Origin of the sequence: Actinomadura sp. NPDC049753, assembly GCF_040674655.1 — a bacterium.
Classification (GTDB): Bacteria; Actinomycetota; Actinomycetes; order Streptosporangiales; family Streptosporangiaceae; genus Spirillospora; species Spirillospora verrucosospora.
The window spans coordinates 1-22,494 of record NZ_JBFARL010000016.1 but is presented as its reverse complement, the minus strand read 5'-3'; the positions used below and the strand labels follow the sequence as shown (position 1 = coordinate 22,494).

At 72.2% G+C, this 22,494-nt stretch carries 18 protein-coding genes; 12 read left to right on the top strand and 6 right to left on the bottom strand.

From position 1 onward, the window contains the following. Positions 1-128: 128 nt before the first annotated feature. Positions 129-1,343, top strand: a complete 1,215-nt coding sequence (locus AB0K37_RS06910; protein ID WP_363975980.1) for a hypothetical protein — start codon at positions 129-131, stop codon at positions 1,341-1,343. A 1,353-nt stretch (positions 1,344-2,696) separates the two neighbouring features. Further along, positions 2,697-3,068: a hypothetical protein gene (locus AB0K37_RS06905; protein WP_363975977.1), complete on the top strand. Its 372-nt coding sequence runs from the start codon at positions 2,697-2,699 to the stop codon at positions 3,066-3,068. Positions 3,069-3,073: 5 nt separating this feature from the next. On the opposite strand, the gene AB0K37_RS06900 is transcribed toward AB0K37_RS06905, so the two are convergent. Beyond that, positions 3,074-5,383: a DEAD/DEAH box helicase gene (locus tag AB0K37_RS06900; RefSeq protein WP_363975974.1), complete on the bottom strand. Its 2,310-nt coding sequence runs from the start codon at positions 5,381-5,383 to the stop codon at positions 3,074-3,076. A gap of 246 nt (positions 5,384-5,629) precedes the next feature. Here AB0K37_RS06900 and AB0K37_RS06895 point away from each other — a divergent pair, with 246 nt between their 5' ends. From AB0K37_RS06895 to AB0K37_RS06875, 5 genes are all read left to right on the top strand, one after another. Continuing rightward, on the top strand, positions 5,630-5,983 hold the full coding sequence (locus AB0K37_RS06895) for an STAS domain-containing protein (RefSeq protein ID WP_021597910.1): 354 nt from the start codon (positions 5,630-5,632) through the stop codon (positions 5,981-5,983). A 16-nt stretch (positions 5,984-5,999) separates the two neighbouring features. Further along, positions 6,000-6,449: an ATP-binding protein gene (locus AB0K37_RS06890; protein WP_363975970.1), complete on the top strand. Its 450-nt coding sequence runs from the start codon at positions 6,000-6,002 to the stop codon at positions 6,447-6,449. 1,379 nt (positions 6,450-7,828) lie between these two features. Continuing rightward, positions 7,829-10,345, top strand: coding sequence for a sodium-translocating pyrophosphatase (locus AB0K37_RS06885; protein ID WP_363975967.1), 2,517 nt, complete (start codon positions 7,829-7,831; stop codon positions 10,343-10,345). Positions 10,346-10,475: 130 nt separating this feature from the next. After that, positions 10,476-10,616 carry a hypothetical protein gene (locus AB0K37_RS06880; protein ID WP_345187328.1) on the top strand — a complete coding sequence of 47 codons (141 nt, stop codon included), beginning with the start codon at positions 10,476-10,478 and terminating at the stop codon, positions 10,614-10,616. A 10-nt stretch (positions 10,617-10,626) separates the two neighbouring features. Next, positions 10,627-11,097, top strand: a complete 471-nt coding sequence (locus AB0K37_RS06875) for a histidine phosphatase family protein (RefSeq protein WP_363975964.1) — start codon at positions 10,627-10,629, stop codon at positions 11,095-11,097. Between the two features lie 4 nt (positions 11,098-11,101). Here the strand turns inward: AB0K37_RS06875 and AB0K37_RS06870 are convergent, their stop codons facing one another. The 5 genes from AB0K37_RS06870 to AB0K37_RS06850 form a co-directional block, all read right to left on the bottom strand. Beyond that, the gene (locus AB0K37_RS06870; protein ID WP_363975961.1) at positions 11,102-13,351 is read right to left on the bottom strand and encodes an FUSC family protein; all 2,250 of its coding nucleotides are present in this window, start codon (positions 13,349-13,351) and stop codon (positions 11,102-11,104) included. Positions 13,352-13,412: 61 nt separating this feature from the next. After that, complete coding sequence (gene serB, locus AB0K37_RS06865) at positions 13,413-14,615, bottom strand: phosphoserine phosphatase SerB (RefSeq protein WP_363975960.1); 1,203 nt, start codon at positions 14,613-14,615, stop codon at positions 13,413-13,415. Positions 14,616-14,679: 64 nt separating this feature from the next. Continuing rightward, positions 14,680-15,723, bottom strand: a complete 1,044-nt coding sequence (locus AB0K37_RS06860; RefSeq protein WP_363975957.1) for an S-adenosylmethionine:tRNA ribosyltransferase-isomerase — start codon at positions 15,721-15,723, stop codon at positions 14,680-14,682. Beyond that, positions 15,720-17,051, bottom strand: a complete 1,332-nt coding sequence (locus AB0K37_RS06855) for an MFS transporter (RefSeq protein ID WP_363975954.1) — start codon at positions 17,049-17,051, stop codon at positions 15,720-15,722. The genes AB0K37_RS06860 and AB0K37_RS06855 overlap by 4 nt, the downstream gene beginning before the upstream one ends. A gap of 23 nt (positions 17,052-17,074) precedes the next feature. After that, the gene (locus AB0K37_RS06850) at positions 17,075-17,743 is read right to left on the bottom strand and encodes an SDR family oxidoreductase (RefSeq protein ID WP_363975951.1); all 669 of its coding nucleotides are present in this window, start codon (positions 17,741-17,743) and stop codon (positions 17,075-17,077) included. Positions 17,744-17,957: 214 nt separating this feature from the next. Between AB0K37_RS06850 and AB0K37_RS06845 the strand changes: the two genes are divergently transcribed. The 5 genes from AB0K37_RS06845 (at position 17,958) to AB0K37_RS06825 (ending at position 22,293) form a co-directional block, all read left to right on the top strand. Further along, entirely contained in the window at positions 17,958-19,097 is a 1,140-nt protein-coding gene (locus AB0K37_RS06845; protein WP_363975948.1) for a GAF domain-containing sensor histidine kinase, read from the top strand. Next, positions 19,094-19,795, top strand: a complete 702-nt coding sequence (locus AB0K37_RS06840) for a response regulator transcription factor (RefSeq protein WP_363975945.1) — start codon at positions 19,094-19,096, stop codon at positions 19,793-19,795. Before AB0K37_RS06845 ends, AB0K37_RS06840 begins: the two co-directional genes overlap by 4 nt. A gap of 36 nt (positions 19,796-19,831) precedes the next feature. Then, positions 19,832-20,617: a protein phosphatase 2C domain-containing protein gene (locus AB0K37_RS06835; RefSeq protein ID WP_363975943.1), complete on the top strand. Its 786-nt coding sequence runs from the start codon at positions 19,832-19,834 to the stop codon at positions 20,615-20,617. Positions 20,618-21,146: 529 nt separating this feature from the next. After that, positions 21,147-21,491: a DUF2752 domain-containing protein gene (locus tag AB0K37_RS06830; RefSeq protein ID WP_363975940.1), complete on the top strand. Its 345-nt coding sequence runs from the start codon at positions 21,147-21,149 to the stop codon at positions 21,489-21,491. 88 nt (positions 21,492-21,579) lie between these two features. Next, positions 21,580-22,293, top strand: a complete 714-nt coding sequence (locus AB0K37_RS06825; protein WP_363975937.1) for an RDD family protein — start codon at positions 21,580-21,582, stop codon at positions 22,291-22,293. The last annotated feature ends 201 nt before the right edge of the window (positions 22,294-22,494 follow it).

Sequence of the window (22,494 nt, the reverse complement as noted above, 5' to 3'; positions counted from 1 at the left end):
GCCGTAAGCCCGTAGTTATCGTCAGGTGCGGTGCGCCCGGCGGAAGACCGGCGCGAGCTGTCGAAGGGATTGAGGCCGTGACCATCATTCGCAGGATCGGTGCGATCGCGCTTGCGGCACCCCTTGCGATGAGCTTCCCGGTACTCGCCGCCCTGCCTGCGCAGGCGGCCTCGACCAGCGTCATCACCCCGTCGGACGGCGCTGTCATCAGCAGCGGCTCCCAGGTCACCGCGAAGGCTCACTTCGACTTCGCGATCACGATGCAGCTCCGGGTGGACGGTCCCGGGATAGGCGACACGTTCCTCCAGGAGAAGGGTCTCTCCGGCGATATGTCCGGAACCTTCTCGATCAGCCGGAATGGTCGTTACAAGGTCTACCTGCTCGGCAAGCAGACCAACCACGTCTACGACTCCAACACCTTCACCGTGCGCATCGCGCCGGCCGCGCCCACCGGCGTGTCCGCCAGCGCGTCCGGCGGCAAGCTCGTCGTGAAGTGGAACCGCGGCCTCGAAGACGACCTCACCGGCTACGCGCTCGCCGGTTCGGGCGTGAAGTCCAAGTCCGGCTCGCTGAACTCCCTCTGCTCGGGAACGAGCTGCTCCACCACCCTGTCGCTGACCAGGTCCAGCGGCGCGGCCTCGGTGGGCGTCAAGGCGATCCGGTCCACGGGCACGGGTGGCTCGATCTACTCGGGCATCGCATCGGCGACCGCTTCACTGGGAGGCGGGACCGGTTCCGTTCCTGGCGGCGGTTCGGTGCCGTCACTGCCGTCCGGCGGTTCCGGGGTCCCCAGCGCCGGGACGCCGCTGACCCCGTTCAACAACGACTCGCCGGTGACCCTCCCGTCCGTCCAGCCGGACGGTGCGACGCCCGGGTTCACCTACCCCGCGCCGCAGATCGCCACCGACTCGCCGAAGGCCCAGAACATCGCGGCGACCGACCGGCTCCAGTGGGGCAAGAGCGTCGGCATCGCGCTGGTCCTGCTGATCGTCGCCGCCCACCTCGGGACCTGGACGCGCCGCCTGCGCGTCGCCCAGGCGGGCACGAGCAGCAACGGCATGGCGGCCCGCATCGCACGCAGCGGCACCGGCCGCAAGCGGGTGAGCAAGTCGCGCGAGCAGATCGCGCGCGCCGAGGCCCTCGCCAAGACCGCCCCGGTGGTGGCCGCCGGAGCCAAGGGAGCCCGCTCCTCCAAGCGCGCGACCCGCACCGCCGTCCGCGACGCGAAGCCGAAGGCCGGCCGCCGGCCCGCGACCCTCGGCAAGCCCTCCGGCGGAGTGAACGTCCGCCTCGCCAACTCCGGCGCGAAGACGAAGCCCAAGCGCGGCCGCCGCCGCAAGTAACCCATCTGGACACCGCGGACGGATCGCGGGGCCCAAGCCATCTCCGAGTGAGCTGGATGTGGTGGGTTCGCTCATCCTTGGCGGGAGGAGACGGCGTGCGAGGGCACGTCGCGGAGCGGATGACGCGGTCGCCGCGGCTCCTCAACCGGCTAGGCGCCGAGTTGCGGCACCGCCCGCACCGACCACGCTGACACGTCAGCCACACCGTCACGTCGGCCACCCTCACGTACCGGCCATGCTCACATCCTCCGGCCCTGGTCGGGCTGGCCGAGTATCACCGACCGTCCTGACACGGCGACCGTGCTGTCACGGCGACCGTGCTGGCACGGCGGTGGTGCTGTCACGGCGGTGGTGCTGGCACGGCGGTGGTGCTGGCACCGCGGCCACGCTTACGCGCTGACCGCCCCTCATACGCTGGCCGCGCTTACATGTCGGCTGCGTTCGTGCGTCGGCTACCGTCATGCGTCACGCCGCGGAACCGCGTCCGCACCGGGAGGGAGTCCACCTCGCACTCGCTGGCCCCTCGCCGCGCCCGCTCCCTTGGGGCGCCGACTGTGGGAGTTGCCGCCGCCGGGAAAGCGCTGCTGACCTCGGCCAGGGGGTGAGTGGTGGCCGTCGCGCTGATGCCCCTCCTCCGCCCGCCCCTACAACTGCGTATCGCCGCACGACGTTGTCCCCGCCCACACGACCGCCTTCAACTTGTGGTCGCCACCATGTTCGGTCTGATCGCCCACGCGTCGGTTGGCCCGCCACAAATCCAACAACCGCCCACCCAACCCACCCCCAACACGTGCCCCGGCGACCCACAAGCGCAACCGACCCGTGAGCCTGGCCGACCCGCAAGCCCGGCCAAAGTGCGTGAGCCCGGTCAGTGGGTGAGCCCGGCCAGTGCGTGAGGCCGGTCAGTGCGTGAGGCCGGTCAGCGCGTGAAGGCGACCAGCGTGTGAGCGCAGGCTAAGCGCGAGCTCGGCTGGGCGTGTGCGTGGGTTCGGCTGGCCTGTCAGGGCGGTCAGTGCGTGGGCTCGGTCAGCGTGTGGGCGCAGGTGAAGCGTGAGCTCGGCTGGGGGTGGGCGTTGGTTCGGTCGGTCTGTCGGGCCGGGCAGTGCGTGGGTTCGGTCAGTTCGTGGGCGCAGGCGACGCGCGAGCGTGTGAGTGCGTGTGGGGGGTGGGGTTTTGCCTGGGTGTGGCTTGGGCTTCTTGGGGTGGGTGTTGGCGGTGGGGCTGGCGAGGGGTCTGGGCAAGGTCTAGGCTGCCTTGCCAGTCGGATCGTCTGGCTTGTCCGGCAATGCGGTCCGTCGTCCGAGACCTCGGCCCCGTCCTGCACAGGGGCCCGATGGAGAGGAGACCCTCCGCATGATCTTCCTGGGACTGCTCGTCGCGCTCGCCGCCGGAGCGGCCGGCGTGGCCGTGGTGCTGGACAACCCGGATGCGGCCCAGCTGACCCTGTTCGGCGACGAGGTTCCGGGGGTCACCTCGCAATGGCACGTCTTCATGGCCGGTGCCATCGTCGCCATCGTGTTCATGGCGGGGATGATGGTCGCGTCGCTGGGGTTCCGGCGCACGATGAACATGCGGCGCGAGCTGCGGGACCTGCGGGACGAGCACGAGGAGTCCCTGCAGACGCTGGAGATGGAGCGGCGCAGGCTGCAGCAGGCTCTGGCCCAGGCCCGACGCGGGATGGACGACCAGGCCTCCGTCCCCGCCCAGCGCGTCGCGCCCAACTGACCTCGCTACGCCGGTGCCTCGTGAAGGAGGACGGCCAGAAGGTCGAGGGCGCCGCGCTTGTCCAGGGGGTCGTTGCCGTTACCGCATTTGGGGGACTGGATGCAGGACGGGCAGCCTGAATCGCACTCGCAGGACGCGATGGCGTCGCGGGTAGCGCGTAGCCAGGCGGCGGCGTCGCCGTAACCGCGCTCGGCGAACCCGGCGCCGCCTTCGTGGCCGTCGTAGACGAAGACGGTGAGCAGCCCGGTATCTGGGTGGACGGCCGTAGAGACGCCGCCGATGTCCCAGCGGTCGCACGTGGCGAACAAGGGGAGCAGACCGATCGAGGCGTGTTCGGCGGCGTGGGCGGCGCCTGCCAGGTCGAGGTCGTCCAGACGTGAGATCTGGGCTTCGGAGAGGGTCCACCAGACGGCGCGCGTTCGGAGGGTCCGCGGCGGCAGGTCCAGGGGCTTTTCGCCGAGCATCTCCCCTGTCTGCAAGCGGCGCATCTGGTAGGCGACCACTTGGCGGGTGACCTCGACGGTCCCGAAGCTGAGCGTGGCCTCGCCCCAGGAGACCGAGCGGAGCCGCTCCACGATGCTGATGTCGGTGACGTCGCGGGCGGTGGTCGAGTAGTCGGGGTCGGCCGCCTCGACGAGCGCGACGGAGTCGTCCAGGTCGAGGGTCTGGACGATGAACGACTCGCCTTGGTGGATGTAGACGGCGCCGTCGTGGACGGTGGTGTGCGCGGACGGCTCATCCACGGTGCCGAGGAGCCGGCCGGTGGACGCCTCGACGACCTGGATGGGAGCGCCGCCCGCGCCCCGGATGTCGGCGAGGTCGCAGGCCCTGTCGCGGCGCGTCCAGTACCAGCCGGCGGGACGGCGGCGCAGGAGACCGCGCCGCACCAGGTCCGGCAGGAGGTCGGCGGTCGCGGGCCCGAAGAGCGGGAGGTCGTCCTCGGTGAGCGGCATCTCGGACGCCGCCGCGCACAGGTGCGGTTCGAGCACGTAGGGGTTGTCGGGGTCGAGCACGGTGGCCTCGACCGGCGTCCCGAAGATCGCCTCGGGGTGGTGGACGAGGAACGTGTCGAGCGGGTCGTCGCGGGCCACCAGGACGGACAGGGCCGCCTGCCCGGAACGTCCGGCGCGCCCTGCCTGCTGCCAGAGGGACGCGCGGGTGCCCGGCCATCCGCACACCAGGACCGCGTCGAGCCCGGAGACGTCCACACCGAGCTCCAGGGCGTTCGTGCTCGCGAGGCCGATGATCGAGCGCGAGCGCAGCGCGGCCTCCAGGGCGCGCCGTTCCTCGGGCAGATAACCCGCCCGGTAGGCGGCGACCTGCTCGGCCAAGCCGGGGGCTACCTCGTGCAGAGCGCGCTTGGCGCTGAGCGCCACCGACTCTGCGCCCCGCCTGGACCGGACGAAGGCAAGCGTCTGGACACCCTCGACGACAAGGTCTGCCAAGAGGTCACCGGCCTCAGCGGTGGCCGTACGGCGAACGGGTGCGCCCTGCTCACCGCGCAAGTCCGTCAGTGGCGGCTCCCATAGGGCGAACGTGGCGGGGCCCCGCGGGGAGGCGTCCTCGTCCACGGCCACTACATCAAGGCCGGTAAGACGGGACGCGGCCGTAGCGGGCTCCGACGCGGTGGCCGAAGCGAGGATGAACGTGGGAGAGGCGTGGTAGCGCCCGCACACCCGGCGCAAACGGCGCAGAACCTGCGCGACGTGCGACCCGAAGACCCCGCGGTACCCGTGGGCCTCGTCGATGACGACATAACGGAGGCGGCGCAGGAAGGACGACCACCGGGCATGCCCGGGAAGGATCGACCTGTGCAGCATGTCTGGGTTGGTCAGCACGTAGTTGGCGTGCTGCCGGACCCACGTCCGCTCGTCCTGCGGCGTGTCGCCGTCGTAGGTCGCCGCGCGAACCTTGGTGAGGCGCAGCGCGCGGAGAGCGCGGAGCTGGTCGGCTGCCAGAGCCTTGGTCGGCGAGAGGTAGAGAACCGTCCCCTCGTGGCGAGGGTTCTCGTCGCCCGCGTAGATCGCCTCGACGCAGGGCAGCAGGTAGGCGAGCGACTTGCCGGACGCCGTCCCTGTGGCGATGATCACAGAACGTCCGGCGCGGGCGTGCTCGGCCGCGGCGGACTGGTGCTCCCAGGGGGACTCGATGCCGGCGGCGGCCAGCCGCTCCACCAGCAGCGGCGGCGACCAGGAGGGCCACGCGGCTCGGCGCCCCTGACGTGCGGGAACGCTCTCCACATGGGTGATGCGTTCGCGCCGTCCGGGGTCGGCGAGCAGCCGGTCCAGGGGAGTTGAGGATCTTTGGGCGCCCATCAGGTTTTCAGTGTGCCAGCCGGGGCAAAACTACGGGAACGCCCCGGCGCCGGAGGGCCCGTTCCCCCTGCTCTGACCCTGAGATCAGCAGGTCAGACGGGATGGCGCGAACTTTCGCCCGTGTGGGCGATTACGCGCGTACACGACGCCGGAGCGTGGTTGAATCACGGCGAAGTCTCGGCGTTCGGCGCCTGCCCATGGGGCCGGACGGCGGGATCGGATAGCTGCACGGCGCGTGGAGGATCTGTGGATCTGAAGGTTAACGACTACACCACCGACGATGGCCTCACCGTCATCAACGTGGAGGGCGAGATCGACGTCTACACGGCGCCGAAGCTTCGCGAGAAGCTCATCGACCTGGTGAACAAGGGCAAGTTCCACCTGCTCGTGGACATGGAGAAGGTGGAGTTCCTCGACTCGACCGGTCTCGGCGTGCTCGTCGGCGGGCTGAAGCGGGTGCGCGCCCACGACGGCTCGCTGGAGCTCGTGTGCACCCAGGAGCGCATCCTCAAGATCTTCCGGATCACGGGGCTGACCAAGGTCTTCGGCATCCACGACTCGATCGCCGAGGCCGAGGAGAAGCGCAAGGGCGCCAAGTAGGCGGCCCGCGGCTGAGATGTCGACCGTTGAACTGTCCTTCAGCGCGCTGCCCGTCCACGTCCGGACCGCCCGGCTGATCGTCACCGCCGTCGCCCGTCGCAGCGGCGTCGCCGAACCTCTCCTGGACGAGGTCCGGCTCGCGGTCGCCGAAGCGTGCTCCCGGGCCGTGGAGGCGCACCGCCGGCACTGCCCGGACGAACCCGTCCGCCTCGAACTGCGCGGCGAGAAAGGCCGCTTCGAGGTGATCGTCAGCGACACCGTGCCCGGCGACCTCCCGCCGGAGGGGCTCCCCGCAGCCGCCGTGGACGAGGGAGCGGACGAGTTCGAGTACGGCCTGGGGGAGGGCACCGCTGAACTGGGTCTGGCCGTCATCGCCGGGCTCGCCGACGACGTGGAGATCGCCAACACGCCGAAGGGGGTCCAGATACGGATGAGCTGGCCGGCCGAAGCCGAGGCGACCATCTAGACGCGCCCGCGCCACCGCGACCAAAGGCCCCGCCACCGGCGGGGCCTTTGTATTGCGTTTCTCTCCTCCTTCGGCCTGGCGGCCCTGCTGTGCCTATTGCAGTGCCCTCCTCCTTCGGGCCCAGAGGGCCCTCCATCGTCGAGCACTGCGGCGATCGCTGGCATCGCTCCGGCTCGCCTTGCGGCTCGCTGCGCGATCAGGTTCTCGCTTCGCTCGCACCTGCCTTCGGACGCGATCGCGATCCTGAGGTTGTCGCGTGGTTGCGGCGGTGGCTGAGGCCGTTGCGCCGGCTATCAGCGTGCTCTTCTTCTGGCCCATGGGGCCTCCAGCGTCGGGTACCGCGGGTGATGGGTGGCATCGCTTCGCCGGTTGCCGGATCAGGTCCTCCGTCTCGGTTGAAGCTTCGGACGTCGGCCGCGGCCCCAGCGTGCTCTCCTTCCGGCCCGTGGGGCTTCCAGCGGATGGGTGGCATCGCTTCGGCTAGCTGCTGGATCAGGTTTTCCGCTTCGCTTGAAGCTGCGGACGTCGGCCGCGGCCCAGTGTGCTCTTCTTCTTTCGGCTCGTGTGGCCTCCAGCGTGGGGTGCCGGGGGGATGGGTGGGATCGCTTCGGCTTGTTGCTGGGTCAGGTTCTCTGCCTTGCTTGACGCTGCCTTCGGGTGTGGTCGGTCCTTGGCGGCCGCGTGGTTGCTGTGGTGGCTGAGGGGGCACGTGCCCGAGGTCGGCGGCCGCGCTCGGGGTGGTGCGCTTCTCCTTCGCGATCGCGAGCTTGATGTTGATCCAACGGCCGACCGCGTGGTGCTCATGACGGAACCGCGGCTCAGATGGCCGCCGCGGCCGCTCGGGACTCGTGGAGGGCGCCCTCGCGGACAGCGCGCTGGCTGGAGTGTGGTGCTGCCTGTCGGGGGTGGAGCGGTGTCGCCGAGGTGGTGACTGTGTGTGAGCGCGCTTGGGGACGGGTGGGGGTGGTGGGGTTGGGGGTGTGAGATTCTCTTGTGATCGTCGGATGTTGGCTCGATTTGGGTCTAGACATATTCCGTGTTAATGCTTAGCTTGAATGCGGACGCCGGTGGTCGTGCCGAGATGCCGGTCATGCCCCGTGCCCGTCAAGGTATCGGCGAGGTAATGAATGGCTGGCCCGGTCTGACCTGGGACGATGCCGCCTGATCAGGCCAATGGGTCAATTTCCGGCGTATCGCGTGTTTCATTTCGGCGACATCTTCATGAAGGGCGTCGCGGCCTTAACATTCGACTTACGCGTGCGTAGACTCCCGGCACCCGCGTTGCCGTGCGAGGCGTTCGAAATCGTGACTCGTTGGGTACGCGGTAAAGATCGCTTTTATCTCGGTCGCGATCGCAACGCCCCTGTCGAGGAGGACGGATGCCCGGGTTTTCCCTGTCAGACCCGGCCAGCGCTGAAGTGGATCTCGGCGGCGGCGACCTTTCCCTGGTCGTCGTCGTCGCCGTGGTCGCACTGCTCGCACTGGCCGTCGCCGCGGGTCTCGTACGCGACGTCCTGGCCGCCGGCCAGGGCACCGCCAAGATGCAAGAGATCGCGCGCGCCGTTCAGGTGGGCGCGGGCGCCTATCTGAAACGCCAGTTCCGGACGGTCGCGATCTTCGTGGTCCTGATCCCGCTCGTCCTGCTGCTCCTGCCCGCCGACTCCACCGGCGAGCGGATCGGCCGGTCCGTCTTCTTCGTCATCGGGGCGATCTTCTCCGCGGTCACCGGGTTCACCGGCATGTGGCTGGCCGTCCGGGGCAACGTCCGGGTCGCCGCGGCCGCCCGCGAGGAGGGCGGCGAGAAGATCGCGATGCGGATCGCCTTCCGCACCGGCGGCGTCGCCGGCATGTTCACCGTCGGCCTCGGCCTGTTCGGCGCCGCCGTCGTGGTCCTGGCCTACCAGGGCGACGCGCCGAAGGTGCTGGAGGGCTTCGGCTTCGGCGCCGCGCTGCTCGCCATGTTCATGCGGGTCGGCGGCGGCATCTTCACCAAGGCCGCCGACGTCGGCGCGGACCTGGTCGGCAAGGTCGAGCAGGGCATCCCCGAGGACGACCCGCGCAACGCGGCGACGATCGCCGACAACGTGGGCGACAACGTCGGCGACTGCGCCGGCATGGCCGCCGACCTGTTCGAGTCGTACGCGGTCATGCTCGTCGCGGCGCTGATCCTCGGCACCGCGGCGTTCGGGAACCAGGGCCTGGTGTTCCCGCTGATCGTGCCGATGATCGGCGTGATCACCGCGGTGATCGGCATCTTCGCGGTGGCGCCCCGCTCCGGCGACCGGTCCGGGATGACCGCGATCAACCGGGGCTTCTTCATCTCCGCGGGGATCTCGGCGGTCCTCGTCGCGGTCGCCGCGTTCGTGTACCTGCCCTCGTCGTTCGCGGAGCTGGACGGCGTCCGCGACAAGGCCATCGCCGGCCTGGACGCCGACCCGCGCTGGGTCGCGCTCGGCTCCGTCCTGATCGGCATCGTGCTCGCCAGCGCGATCCAGCTGCTCACCGGCTACTTCACCGAGACCAACCGCAAGCCGGTCAAGGAGGTCACCGACAGCGCCCGGACGGGTCCCGCCACCGTCATCCTGTCGGGCATCTCGCTCGGCCTGGAGTCCGCCGTCTACACCGCGCTGGTGATCGGCGCCGCCGTGTACGGGGCGTTCCTGCTCGGCTTCGGCAACACCACCGTCGCGCTGTTCGCGGTGGCGATGGCCGGCACCGGGCTGCTCACCACCGTCGGCGTGATCGTCTCGATGGACACCTTCGGGCCCGTCTCCGACAACGCCCAGGGCATCGCCGAGATGTCCGGGGACGTCCAGGGCGAGGCCGCCTCGGTGCTGGAGCGGCTGGACGCGGTCGGCAACACCACCAAGGCCATCACCAAGGGCATCGCGATCGCGACGGCGGTGCTCGCCGCGACCGCGCTGTTCGGCTCGTTCCGCACGACGGTGATCGCGGCGCTCGCCGACGCGTCGAAGGGCGCCAAGGACGCGATCGGCGCCGACTTCCTGAACTTCAACCTGTCGATCGCTAGCCCGAACGTGCTGATCGGGCTGATCATCGGCGCGGCCGTGGTGTTCATGTTCTCCGGCCTGGCGATCATGGCGGTGGGCCGCGCTGCCGGCCGGGTCGTGGTCGAGGTGCGCGAGCAGTTCCGCACCAAGCCCGGGATCATGGACTACACCGAGAAGCCCGACTACGACCGTGTCGTGGACATCTGCACCCGGGACGCGCAGCGCGAGCTCGCCACCCCGGGCCTGCTGGCCATCATGACGCCGATCGCGGTCGGCTTCGCCCTCGGGTACGCGCCCCTCGGGGCCTACCTCGGCGGCGCCATCGCGGCGGGCGTGCTGATGGCGGTGTTCCTCGCCAACTCCGGCGGCGCGTGGGACAACGCGAAGAAGCTCGTCGAGGAGGGCCACCTCGGAGGCAAGGGCAGCGAGGCGCACGAGGCCACGATCATCGGCGACACGGTCGGCGACCCGTTCAAGGACACCGCCGGCCCCGCGATCAATCCGCTGATCAAGGTGATGAACCTGGTCGCGCTGCTGATCGCGGACGCGGTGGTGACCTACGCGGGCAACACGGTGCTGCGCGTCGGCGTCACCGTGCTGTCCGTCGCGGTCGTCGTCGCGGCGATCGTGATCTCCAAGCGGCGCGCCGACCCGATCGGGGACTCGTCCGCCGACCCCGCCGTCGAGGGCGGCAGGCCGGGGCCGGACGCCGCGAAGAGCGGCGAGGCCGCGGGGGCGCTCGACAAGGGCGCACCGGAGGAGGCCAAGATCGGCGCCGAAGGCGCCGCGGGGGGTCGACCCCCCGCGAACAGCACCGTAGGGGCCGACTCGGCCGGGGCCGAGGCCGAGCCGGACGCCGAGGAGTCGTCCGCGGGCAAGTCCTGACCGCCTGAACGCGAGGGGCCGGTGGCGTCGCGCCGCCGGCCCCTCGCGCGTTTCCCAGGGGGCCCGTCCGACCATCCCGGACCCGGTCGTACGCTGTGCGGGAGGGACGGGACGTCCCGCCCTCGACCCAGTGGAGCGATCTCGGGAGGCGGCCGTGGCGAGCGGCGGCAAGCGGGCGATGTCGGGGCCCAAGGGCTTCGCGATCGTGATCGGCGGAATGTTCGGCATCATGCTCGTGCTGTGGACCCTGGCGGCCCTCGCGGCCCCCTAATGTGGCGCCCATGCCCACGCTCATCGTGCTCCGCCACGCCAAGGCCGAAGCCGGTCTCGGCATACCCGACATCGACCGCAGGCTCACCGATCGCGGGCGCCGGGACGCGACCACGGCCGGTGACTGGCTGCGCGCGAACGACCTCGTCCCCGGACGGGTCCTGTGCTCGCCCGCCGCGCGGACCCGGGAGACCCTGGCCCGCCTGGCGCTCGACGCGGACGTCGCCTTCGAGCCCGGCATCTACGACAACGACCCCGACGGGCTCCTCGCCCTCGTCTCCGAGGCGCCGGACGAGACCGGCACGCTCCTGCTGGTCGGGCACAACCCGTCCGTGCACCACCTCGTCCACGACCTGACGGGCCAGGCCCCCGACGCCTTCCCCACCTGCGCCCTCGCCGTGATCGACCTGCCTCCGGGCGACTGGGCCGACGTCCGGCCCGGCATCGGCACGCTGCGCACCGTCCACACGCCCAAGGACTGACGGCTCAGGGGCGCGGCTCGGCGGCCTCCAGGGACGACGCGATGACCTGGTTCACGTCCCGCCGCAGCTCCCCGATCGTGTAGCGGGTCCCGGAGACCTGCAGCAGGGCGTGCCGGAGCGGGGTGAGCTCGTCGGGGCCGACGCCCTCCTTGATCTCGGCGCGGCGCCGCCGGGTCAGCGTCGACAGGTAGGAGTCGAGCTCGGCGAGTTCCTCGGCCAGCTCCTCGGCGGGCGTGCCGGCCTCCGGGTCGCGCTCCCCCGGTTCCTCCAGCAGGCCGGCCGCCTCCTCCAGCTGGTCGGCGAGGCGGTCGAGGATCTCGGGGATCGGCCCGGTGTCCACGGCCCGCTCGCGGGACAGCTTCGCGACCGCGACGAGGTGGTCGCGGGCGCGGTGCGCGGCGGCCGCGGCCCTGCGCAGCAGGTCGATCAGGTCGAGGTCGGGCACCCGCTCGTGGCCGAGCCGGGTGCGGGTCTCGGCGACCGCCTCCGCCGCCCGCTCCGCCGTCACGATCGTGTCGTGCGGCAGCCGGGTCAGCTCCCCGGCGAGGACGTCCGCCGCCGTCCGGACGAGCCGGGCGTGGGTGCGCAGGAGCCGTTCGAGCTGTTCGGGCAGCCGTTCGAGGTGCCCGGCGGGCCAGAGCAGCAGGACGGCGAGGTAGGCCATGAGCGACCCGGCCAGGGTGAGGCCGATCCGCTCGCCGGCGGTGCGCCAGTCGGCGGGCGCGGAGAAGTCCAGCAGCATCATCGCCAGAGGGGTCCCGAACAGGGCCCAGTAGGCGAAGTTCACCGACCGCATCGCGAACCCGGCCCCCGCGAAGCAGAACGCGATCACCGCGACGGTGGCCTGCCCGGGCGCGAGCGTCAGGATGACCGCGGCGATGGCGGCCCCGGCCGCGGTGCCCCCGACGCGCTGGACGAGCCGGTCCACGGTCTCGCCGTAGGTGGCGCGCAGGCTCAGCATCGCGGTGATGGTCAGCCAGTGGCCGTGCGAGATCCCCAGCGAGGCGGCGAGCGCCATCGACACGACCGCCGTCACGTACACCCGCGCCACCTGCCGGAACGTGGGGGAGCGCGTGCGGACGGCGCGGGCGACCCGGTCCCAGGCGGGCATCGGGTCGAGCGTGCCCGGCATCCGCGGCGCCGCGAACGCGATGCGCAGCCCTCCCGCGACGAGGCGGCGCATGGAGGCGACCTCGCCGGCGATGCGGTCGACGGAGCGGCGCACCTGGCCGATCAGCGCGACCGCGACCAGGTTCTCGTCGCCGGCGAGCCCGGCGCGCCTGATCTGCTCGGCGGAGCGGACCATCCGGCGGACGGCGGCGGACTCCTCGCGGCCGAGCGGCGCCTCCCCCGCCGTGGCGAGCGCCCCGGCCAGCAGCCGCAGCCGGGCCGCGAGCGCGGAGATCGCCGTCTGCGTCTCCATCTCCCACTCGCGGTCCGGCGGGTAGTTCTTCGCCGCCTCCAGGACGGCTTGCAGCGTCACCGTCTCGTGCAGGACGCGCCCCAGCGCGTCGATCACCCGTTCGGGCCTCGTGGGTTCGTTCCCCGCCCGCCCCGACCGGTACAGCCCGTAGGTGGCGCGGGCGGCCGTCAGCGACTCCGACGCCGCCCGCCGCTTGGCCTCCCAGTCGGGGATGCGGGTGACCGCGAGCAGGTCGGGGTTCGTCAGCTCGACGGCGTCGAGGGGGCCCGCGTCGTGGGCTCCCACGTCCTGCGCCACGGCGTCCAGCGCCTCGGCGACCGCGTCCGCGGACTCGCTCAGCGCCTCCCGCAGCGGCCGCAGCCGCCGCGCGGGCCACGGCGCCAGCAGCAGCGCGGCGGTGAGCAGCCCGCCCACCAGCTCCAGCAGGCCGATGTTCACCACGTCCGCGGACGGCGGCCGGACGGCGCTCAGCAGCACCGCGAGCCCCGCCGTCGACCCGATCCGCGGCACCGCCACGCCGAGCGCGACCAGCGGCGGCACCACGACCACGGCCGGCCACAGATGCCCGCTGAGCAGCCCGCCCACCCCGGACCCGACCGCCACGATCAGCACGCCGACCGTGAGGTCGCGCGCCCGCGCCCCGTACGGGCCCTCCGGCGCGCGCAGGGCCACGAGATACGCCCCGAGCGCGATCATCGACCCCTGCGCGGCGTGCCCGGTCAGCGCCCCGACGAGCAGCGGCACGGAGACCGCGAGGGCGGCGGCCAACCCGTAGAAGGGCGCCGTCTGCCCGTGCACCTGGGCGTAAGCCCCCCGCGCCCGCCGCAGCATGAGGGCTGTCTACCCCAGGGGGCCGTGTTTTCCCAGGGGCGGCGACGCCCTGGCAGCCCCGCTATCCCTGGGGGTCTTCGGCGTCGGCGGCTTCCACTTCTTCGCGGGAGATGCCCAGGAGGAAGACGATGGTGTCGAGGTAGGGGACGTTGACGGCGGTGTCGGCGGCCTGGCGGACGACCGGCTTGGCGTTGTAGGCGATGCCGAGGCCGGCGGCCTGGAGCATGTCGAGGTCGTTGGCGCCGTCGCCGATCGCGACCGTCTGGCTGATCGGGATGCCGGCCTCGCGGGCGAAGCGCTCCAGGGCGGCCGCCTTGCCGGCGCGGTCGATGACCTGGCCGGTGACGCGCCCGGTGAGCTTGCCGTTCTGGATCTCCAGGGTGTTGGCGGCGGAGTAGTCGATGCCGAGGTCCTCGACGAGGGCGTCGGTGACCTGCGTGAAGCCGCCGCTGACGATCGCGAACTTGTAGTCGAGGCGCTTGAGGGTGCGGACCATGGTGCGGGCGCCGGCGGCGAGGCGGAGCCGGTCGCGGACGGAGTCGATGGCGGAGGCGTCGAGCCCTGCGAGGAGCGCGACCCGCTCGCGCAGGGAGCCCTCGAAGTCGAGTTCGCCGCGCATCGCGGCCTCGGTGACCTTGGCGACCTCGTCGAGGCAGCCGGCGTGCTCGGCGAGCAGCTCGATGACCTCGCCCTGGATGAGGGTGGAGTCGACGTCCATGACGATGAGCCGCTTGGCGCGCCGGTGCAGGCCGCTGTGCTGGACGGCGACGTCGACCCGCTGCTCGACGGCCTCGGCGGTGAGCGCGGCGCGCAGCCCGTCCGGGTCGGCGCCGGAGACGTCCATCTCGATGCAGGTGACGGGGTTCTGGGCGAGGCGCTCGATGCGGTCGATGTTGGCGCCGTGCGCGGAGATCCGCCCGGCGATGCCCGCCATGGCGGCGGGCATGAGCGGGTTGCCGAGGACGGTGACGTGCAGGCGCCCGCTGCGCTTCGGCATCCGCTTGTTGCGCCCGGTGGAGAGCTCGATCTCCATGTCGAGGTCGTTCGCGACGCGTTCGGCGGCGTTCCACACCCGTCCGATGTCGGCGCCCTCGGTGTAGGCGAGCAGGACCCCGAGGACGAGCCGTCCGCGGATCACGACCTGCTCCACGTCCGCCACCGTGAGGGGGAACTGGGAGAGTGTCCGGAAGAGGCGCGACGTGACGCCGGGGCGGTCGCGGCCGGTGAGTGTGATGAGCAGCGTGCGCTCTGCTGACCCGTCCATAGCTGTTCACAACGGTACCGGCCGCGCCGGGCGTCCCGCCCGCCAGGTCCGGCATGCGAGACGGCTATCCGGGAAGGATCAGGTTCAGATCGCCGAACTCGTGCCAGAGGTAGCGCTCGGCGAGGGCGGCCTCGTACGTGGCGTTGAGCAGGTCGCGGCCCGCGATGGCGGTCAGCATCATCAGGTGGGACGACTTCGGCTCGTGCAGGCCGGTGAGGAGGCCGTCCACGGCTCGGACACCGCCCTCGGGGGTCACGACGTGCTCGGTCCAGCCGGAGGACGCCTGGACGCGTCCGGAGGCGTCCACGGCCGTATCCAGGGCGCGCACGGCGGTGGTGCCGACGGCGATCACCCGGCGGCCCCGCGCCCGGACGTGCCCGACGAGGGCCGCGGTCGGCTCGGGGACGCTGTAGCGCTCGGCGTAGGGCGGCTCGTGGGCCTCGGGGGACGCGACGCCCGTGTGGAGGCTGATCGGGGCGATCAGGACGCCGTGCGACACCAGCCGCGTCACGAGTTCGGGCGTGAAGGGGCGGGCCGCGCTCGGCATCTCCGCGCCTCCGGACGAGCGGTCATGGGCGAACGCGGTCTGATAGGCGGCGACCGGCCAGTCGCGGCGGACGTACCCGTACCGGATCGGGACGCCGTGGCGTCGCAGGTAGGGGACGACGTCGGTGCTCAGCCGGGCCTGCCAGAGCCGGTCGGAGACCCCTCGGGCGCGGTCCACGTGCCGTCCGACGAGGGTGAGGGTGGCGCCGCCGGGCATCGGGATCCACTCGCCGGGGGAGCCTCCGGCGTACGGGCGGCCGGCCTTGCCGGCGAGGCGGCGCAGCTCGACGAGCCACAGCCGGTCGTCGGCGCCGGGGACCGGCGTGGAGAAGTGCACGCTGATCCGGTCGAGGCGGACGGCGGCGGGCAGCGTGGCCGAGGTGTTGACGACGAGCAGGTCGCCCGGGTCGAGCAGGCCCGGCAGGTCGCGGAACGCGTGGTGGGAGACCTCGCCGGCGGCGCGCCGGGAGACCAGGAGCCGGACGCCGTCGCGGGCCTGGCCGCGCGCCTCGGGCGGCTCGTGCGCCTCCAGCGCGGCGGGGAGGGTGAAGTCGACGGTCATGTCCGGACCTCCAGGCGGAGAGCGGCGACCACGCCGAACGCGGCGATCGCGGCGAACAGGGCTCCGGCGACGGCGAGCCCGGCGTCCAGCCGGGCGGCGCCGAAGCCGGTGACCAGCGTGCCCGCGACCCCGACCACGAGGGACGAGCCGAGGGTGTCGCTGATCTGCAGCGCGGAGGAGTTGACGCCCTGCTCGTCCTCGGCCGACAGGTCGAGCAGCAGGACGGAGAGGCTGCCGATGGAGAAGCCCATGCCGGCGCCGCCGACGATCCACGCGGGTGCGGCGAGCCAGCCGGAGAACTGCAGGGCGACGGTGGCGAGGACGATCCCGATGGTGACGAGCACGGCGCCGAGCAGGGCGTAGAACTCGCGGGGGCGCTCGGAGCGGCCCTGGATCTGGGACGCCGCCGACCAGCCGAGCGCGCCGACCGTCAGGACGATCCCCGCCTGCGTGGCGCTGAAGTCGTGCAGCCGGGTCAGCGCCAGCGGGATGAAGACGTCGGTGCCGAAGAAGGCCCCCGACAGCAGGCCCCGGACGAGGATGACGCTCGGCATCCCGCGGCGGAGCCGGAGCGTTCCGGGAGGCACCAGGCGGGGCAGCCCGAACGCGAGGCCCGCGAGGCCGAGGAGCACGGCCGACAGCAGCTTCCAGTCCGTCCCGTCGAGGCCGTAGAGGAGGACGCCGGTGCCGGCGGCGACGCCGAGGGCGGCCGGGTACCGCGACCTGCCCGGGGTCTGGGCGGCGCCGGACGGCGCGATGCCGCGCAGCACGGGGAGCAGCATCAGCGCCGGCGGGATCACCAGCGGGACGAGGCCGAGGAACACCCAGCGCCAGCCGGCGTGCTCGGCCAGGGCGCCGCCGGCCGCGGGGCCGACCAGCGACGGCAGCACCCAGGCGGCCGACAGCGCGGCGAAGACCCGGGACCGCAGGTCCTCCGGGTAGACGCGGGCGATCACCACGTAGAGGGCGACGAGGGGGACGCCGGTGCCGAGGCCCTGCACGGCGCGCCCGGCGACGAACACCCACATGGACGGCGCCGCGCCCGCGATCAGGAGCCCGGCGACGAACACGGCGAGCCCGAGCAGGAAGGGCCGGGTCGGTCCCGACCGGTCGACCCAGCCGCCCGCGAGCACCGTGGCCAGCAGGCTGGTGATCAGCGTCGCGCTGAAGCCCCACGCGTACAGGGACAGGCCGTCAAGATCGTTCGCGACGACCGGCATGACGGTGCCGACGGCCATGCTCTCGAACGCCAGCAGCGTCACGACCAGGACGATCCCGAGCGTCGCGGCCCGGAACCCGGTGCCCAATATGCCCTGTTTTGTTGTCACCCGATCATGATCAAGGATGGCGGTCATCGCGCGGCCGCCAGGTCCGCCGCGCGGTAGCGCCCGCTCGGAAGGCGGCCGGAGACGAGCCGGTGGAGCGCGGCGGCGGCCTCCTCGGGCGGCGGGGCCGCGTCCGCGTCCTCGCCCGCCGCGCGGAGCATCCCGGTGTTCATCTCGCCCGGGTCCGCCCACCACACGGCCACGTCGGGCTCCTCGGCCGCGAGGACGTTCGACAGCTGCTCCAGCGCCGCCTTGGACGCCCCGTAGCCGCCCCACGTCTCGTAGCCCTCCACGGCCGCGTCCGACGTGATGTTGAGGATCGCGCCGCGCCGCTCCCGCAGGCCGGGCAGGACGGCCTGGATCAGCGCGAGCGGCGCCACGACGTTCGTCGCGAACGTGTCCGCCAGGGCGTCCGCGGGAAGCGAGGCGAGCCGGGGCATCGGCGTCGGGCCGAGCGTGCTCGCGTTGTTGACGAGCAGGTCGAGCCCGCTCGCGACCGCGCGGGCGAGGTCGGCCCGGTGCGCGGGTTCGGCGACGTCCCCGGGGATCGCGGTCGCGCCGGTCTCGGCCGCGACCGCGGACAGCGCGCCGGCGTCGCGGGCGTCCACGACGAGGTTCCAGCCGTCCCGGGCGAGCGTGCGGGCGAGCGCCCGGCCGAGGCCTCGGGAGGCGCCGGTGATCAGTGCCGTCTTCATGCCCTCGACGCTAGGGACCGGCGCGTCCGGCGGCATCGGCCGACGGGTCCACCGGGCGGTCGTCGGATGGTCCTAGGACCGGCGTCCCGCGCCTCGGGGAGGGGCGCCGCGGCACGTACTCCCGCGGGCTGATTCGAGAAGACCCGCCTAGAGAGTACGGTCTTCACATGCGGGCGCCGAGGGGCGCCCCGCCGGGCGAGGGCGAGAGGCCGGGATGGTGACGGACGAGGGCTGCCGCGGCGACCAGGGCGCGACCCTGCACGCCGTCAGCTCCGCCGTGCTCGCGGTGACCCGCCACCTGTCCGTGCACGAGGTGCTCCAGGTGATCGTCCGGGCGGCCGCGCAGCTGCTGGACGCCCGCTACGCGGCCCTCGGCGTGCCCGACGACGAGGGCTCGTTCGCCGAGTTCGTCGTCGAGGGCGTCTCGGAGGAGGAGTGGGAGCGGATCGGCCCGCTGCCCCGCCAGCACGGGATGCTCGCCGCGATGCTGAAGAGCGACGCGCCGAAACGGCTCGGCGACATCCGCAAGGAGGCCGAGTTCGAGGGCTGGCCGGTCGCGCACCCCGTCCTGAAGGACTTCCTCGGCGTGCCGATCCGCGACGGCGAGGACGTTCTCGGCATCGTCTTCCTGGCCAACAAGCGACGTCCCGGCGGCTTCACCCAGGACGACGAAGACCTGCTCACCCTGTTCGCCGCGCACGCCGCGATCGCGATGGCGAACGCCCGCCTCTACGAGCACAACCGCGAGCTGACGGTCGTCGCCGAACGCAACCGGCTCGCCCGGGAGCTGCACGACGCCGTCGCGCAGAAGCTGTTCTCGCTGCGGCTGACGGCCCGCACCGCCTCCGCGCTGGCCGAACGCGACCCGGTCCGGACCGTCCGGGAGCTGGAGCAGGTCGAGCGGCTCGCCGCGGAGGCCCTCGCCGAACTGCGCGCCGTCATCTTCGAGCTGCGTCCCACCGATCTCGCGGACGGCCTCGTGGCGTCGCTGCGCAAGCACGTCGAGGTGCTCGACCGAGCGCACGAGTGCAACGTCCGCCTCAGCGCCGACGAAGCGATCGTCCTGCCGGAGGAGCACGAGGCCGTCGCCTTCCGCATCACCCAGGAGGCGCTCTACAACGCACTGCGCCACGCCGCGGCGAGCACCGTGCAGGTCCGGCTCCGCACGGAGGACGAACGGGCCGTCCTGGAGGTCTCGGACGACGGCACGGGTTTCGACGCGTCCGAGGTGGAGCCCCAAGGCGGGCTGGGTCTCACCTCCATGCGCGAGAGGGCGTACTCGATCGGCGGCGACCTCGCGATCGAGGCCGCGCCGGGCGGAGGCACGACGGTCCGGCTGGAGGTGCCGCTGTGAGCGCCGAGCGCGGGCCGATCCGGGTCCTGATCGCCGACGACCACCCGGTCGTCCGGCAGGGACTGCGGACCTTCCTCGGCATCCAGGACGACATCGAGGTCGTCGGCGAGGCCGAGGACGGCACGTCGGCCGTGACACTGGCCGAATCCCTGGAGCCCGATATCGTGCTCATGGACCTGAAGATGCCGGGCGCCGACGGCCTGACCGCGCTGGCGGAGCTGCGGGCGCGCGGCGTCACCGCACGGGTCCTCGTCCTGACCAGCGTGACGGAACGCGGGCACGTGCTGCCGGCGGTCCAGGCCGGGGCGGCCGGGTACCTGTACAAGGACGTCGACCCGCAGGCGCTCGTCCAGGCGATCCGGGCGGTCCACGACGGGCACGTCCTGTTCGCGCCGGACGCGGCCGAGGCGATGCTGCGGAACGGGACGGCGGGGGACGCGGGACGGGACGACCGCGGCCTCGCCGCGCTGACCGAACGGGAACGGGAGGTGCTCGTGCACATAGCGCGGGGCAGGTCGAACCGGGAGATCGCCCGCGCCCTCGTGGTGTCCGAGAAGACGGTCAAGACGCACGTCAGTAATCTGCTCATGAAACTGGGAGTCCAGGATCGGACGCAGGCGGCGCTGTACGCGGTCCGGCACGGTGTCGGAAACACGAGTGCCGCCGGGGAAACCGGGAAGACCAACGCCCGCGGCTGATACAACTCCTCTGACAGGATCGTCATCGAAATTGGTATGAACGTAGCAATCAGGTACGCAGCAGGCAGCGACATCGGGTGCAACCGGGAGAACAACGAGGACTCCGGGTACGCCGGTGCGCGGTTGATCGCGGTCGCGGACGGCATGGGCGGGTATGCGGGCGGCGAGGTCGCGAGCTCGACCGTGATCGGCTCACTGCGCTCGCTGGACACCGATGCCCACAAAGACGATCTTGTTGACATGCTGGGTCGCGCCGTGGCCGAGGCCAACGAGAAGTTGCGCATCGTCCGGGAGGAACGCCCCGACCTGAGCCGGATGGGCACCACGCTCACCGCCATGCTCTGGTCCGGCGAGTCCGTCGCGCTGGCGCACGTCGGAGACTCGCGCGGCTACCTGCTGCGCGACGGCGAGCTCTTCCAGATGACGCAGGACCACACCATGGACGAGCTGCTCAAGGCGGAGGCCGAGCAGGCCGGCCAGCAGGCCGATCCCGCCGAGACGTCCCGGCTCTCGCACGTGCTGTACCGCGTGCTGGACGGGCGCGACGACCGCGAGCCCGACCTGCGGCTGCGCGAGGCCCGTCTCGGCGACCGGTACCTGCTGTGCTCGGACGGCCTGAGCGGCCCGGTCGACGCGCAGAAGATCTACGAGGTGCTGTCCGCCGAGGCCGACCCGCAGCGCGCCGTCGACCGGCTGATCGAGATGGCCCGCGACAACGGCGGCCCCGACAACATCACCGCCGTCATCGCCGACGTCGTCGAGGCCGAGCACCTGTCCGGCTCCGAGGAGCCGGTCGTCGTCGGCGCCGCCGCCCAGGCCTGACGCCCGCCCGGCCCCGCAGCCCCGGGCCGGACGCCGGACCCGGCCCGACGCTCCCCGGGCCGGCCGATCCTTCGGGCCTCGATGCCCCCGGGCCAGGCGCGATGCGCCGATCCGCCCGCCCGCGCGACACGCCGCGCCCTCAGAACGCCGCGCCGTTCCTCACGGTCTCAGGCGCATCCTCGGCCTCGCCCCGCCCGCGCGCACGTCCCGTCCGCCGCACGCCCCGCACCGGACGATTCATTCATGCTCGGAACGCGAAAGAGTGCCCATGTAGCAGGTGATTTGTCCTACTCTTGCCCAAGAGGTGGTGTAGCCGAGCACTGAGTAACGGTCTGACACCGGATCGTTGCCCGGACTTGACCCGCCTCCGGGTGCACCCGATATACGGGTCACTCACCTGTATGTCATCGAGGCGGAGGATTCGTTGGGGGGAGCGCCCGGGGCGGCGTCCGCCGGTGCACCGCGAGGTGCTCTCGGGGGGATCGTCAGCCGGACCCTCACCGCAGCGCGGCACGGACCCCAGGGTGCGGTGCTGCGTGTCGCGGCGATGGCCGTCGCGGCCATCGGCGCGTCATGGATCCACCGCGTGAACGACCCCGGCGTGCTCTGTCCCCTGCGGGCGCTCACCGGAATCCCGTGTCCCCTGTGCGGGGGCACGACCGTGTTCATCGAGTTCGGCTCGGGCCGCCCCGGCCAGGCCGTCCTCGCGAACCCGGTCGCGCTCACCGGCGCCATCGCCGTCGCCGCCGCACCACTGGGGCTGGGTGAACGGTGGTGGGCACTCCAGCCGAAGACCCGCGCCTGGATGCTCGGCACCGCCCTCGTCGGGTCGGAGCTGTGGCAGCTCGTCCGGTTCGGTGTTCTGCGGGTTTGAGCCGCGGTCGGTCCTCGGTCAGACTTGCGGAGCCCACCGGGTCCGGCGGGCGTCACATAACCACAGGGTCAATCAATAAGGAGCAAGTGTGGGCAACCCCTACGACCCGTACGGTCAGCAGCCGGGCTACGGGCAGCAGCAGCCCGGGTACGGCCAGCAGCCCCCGGCCCAGCCCGGCTACGGCCAGCCCGGCGGGCAGCCCGGTTACGGTCAGCCCCCGGCGCAGCCCGGCTACGGCCAGCCCCCGGCCCAGCCGGGCTACGGTCAGCCCCCGGCGCAGCCCGGTTACGGCCAGCAGCCCCCGGCGCAGCCCGGCTACGGCCAGCAGCCCCCGGCGCAGCCCGGCTACGAGGTGCACCACCACCACTACGGCTCGACCGGCCAGCTCGCCGAGTGGGGCTCGCGCGCCGGCGGCTACATCATCGACTACCTGATCTTCGGTGGTCCGGTGTTCGTGCTGTACATCCTGATGATCATTCTTTCCAGCTCCGGCAGCTCGGGCGCGGCGCTGTTCGGCCTCCTGCTCATGCTGATCGGCGCGGCCATCTCCATCGCGGGCGGCCTGTGGATCTGCTACCAGGAGGGCACCACCGGCCAGTCCATCGGCAAGCGTCAGATGGGCATCCGCCTCGTCAGCGCGCAGACCGGCCAGCCCATCGGCTTCGGCATGGCCTTCGTGCGCAAGATCGCGCACGTCGCCGACAGCTTCCTGTGCTACATCGGCTTCCTCTGGCCGCTGTGGGACGAGCGCAAGCAGACCTTCGCCGACAAGATCTGCAACACCATCGTGGTCCGCGCCTGACCCACGACACACGACAGCGGGGCGCCCCACCCGGGACGCCCCGCTTCGCTGTCCAACCACAAAACCCCAGACGAAGCCCGCACTCCGCTCGACTAGCGCTCCGCTCCGGGCACCGGGCGGTGTGTTTGTGGGGGGCGCCCCCCACGCCCCCCTCCAAGGGCGGGTCCGACCCGGTGCCCTGCGCTCCGCTAGCGCTCCGCT

What these genes read in the sequence shown, in the direction of transcription:
- AB0K37_RS06910 (WP_363975980.1), top strand. Translation starts at nt 129, where the DNA reads ATGAGCTTCCCGGTACTCGCCGCCCTGCCTGCGCAGGCGGCCTCGACC.
- AB0K37_RS06905 (WP_363975977.1), top strand. Translation starts at nt 2,697, where the DNA reads ATGATCTTCCTGGGACTGCTCGTCGCGCTCGCCGCCGGAGCGGCCGGC.
- AB0K37_RS06900 (WP_363975974.1), bottom strand. Translation starts at nt 5,383, where the DNA reads ATGGGCGCCCAAAGATCCTCAACTCCCCTGGACCGGCTGCTCGCCGAC.
- AB0K37_RS06890 (WP_363975970.1), top strand. Translation starts at nt 6,000, where the DNA reads ATGTCGACCGTTGAACTGTCCTTCAGCGCGCTGCCCGTCCACGTCCGG.
- AB0K37_RS06885 (WP_363975967.1), top strand. Translation starts at nt 7,829, where the DNA reads ATGCCCGGGTTTTCCCTGTCAGACCCGGCCAGCGCTGAAGTGGATCTC.
- AB0K37_RS06875 (WP_363975964.1), top strand. Translation starts at nt 10,627, where the DNA reads ATGCCCACGCTCATCGTGCTCCGCCACGCCAAGGCCGAAGCCGGTCTC.
- AB0K37_RS06870 (WP_363975961.1), bottom strand. Translation starts at nt 13,351, where the DNA reads ATGCTGCGGCGGGCGCGGGGGGCTTACGCCCAGGTGCACGGGCAGACG.
- serB (WP_363975960.1), bottom strand. Translation starts at nt 14,615, where the DNA reads ATGGACGGGTCAGCAGAGCGCACGCTGCTCATCACACTCACCGGCCGC.
- AB0K37_RS06860 (WP_363975957.1), bottom strand. Translation starts at nt 15,723, where the DNA reads ATGACCGTCGACTTCACCCTCCCCGCCGCGCTGGAGGCGCACGAGCCG.
- AB0K37_RS06850 (WP_363975951.1), bottom strand. Translation starts at nt 17,743, where the DNA reads ATGAAGACGGCACTGATCACCGGCGCCTCCCGAGGCCTCGGCCGGGCG.
- AB0K37_RS06845 (WP_363975948.1), top strand. Translation starts at nt 17,958, where the DNA reads ATGGTGACGGACGAGGGCTGCCGCGGCGACCAGGGCGCGACCCTGCAC.
- AB0K37_RS06835 (WP_363975943.1), top strand. Translation starts at nt 19,832, where the DNA reads ATGAACGTAGCAATCAGGTACGCAGCAGGCAGCGACATCGGGTGCAAC.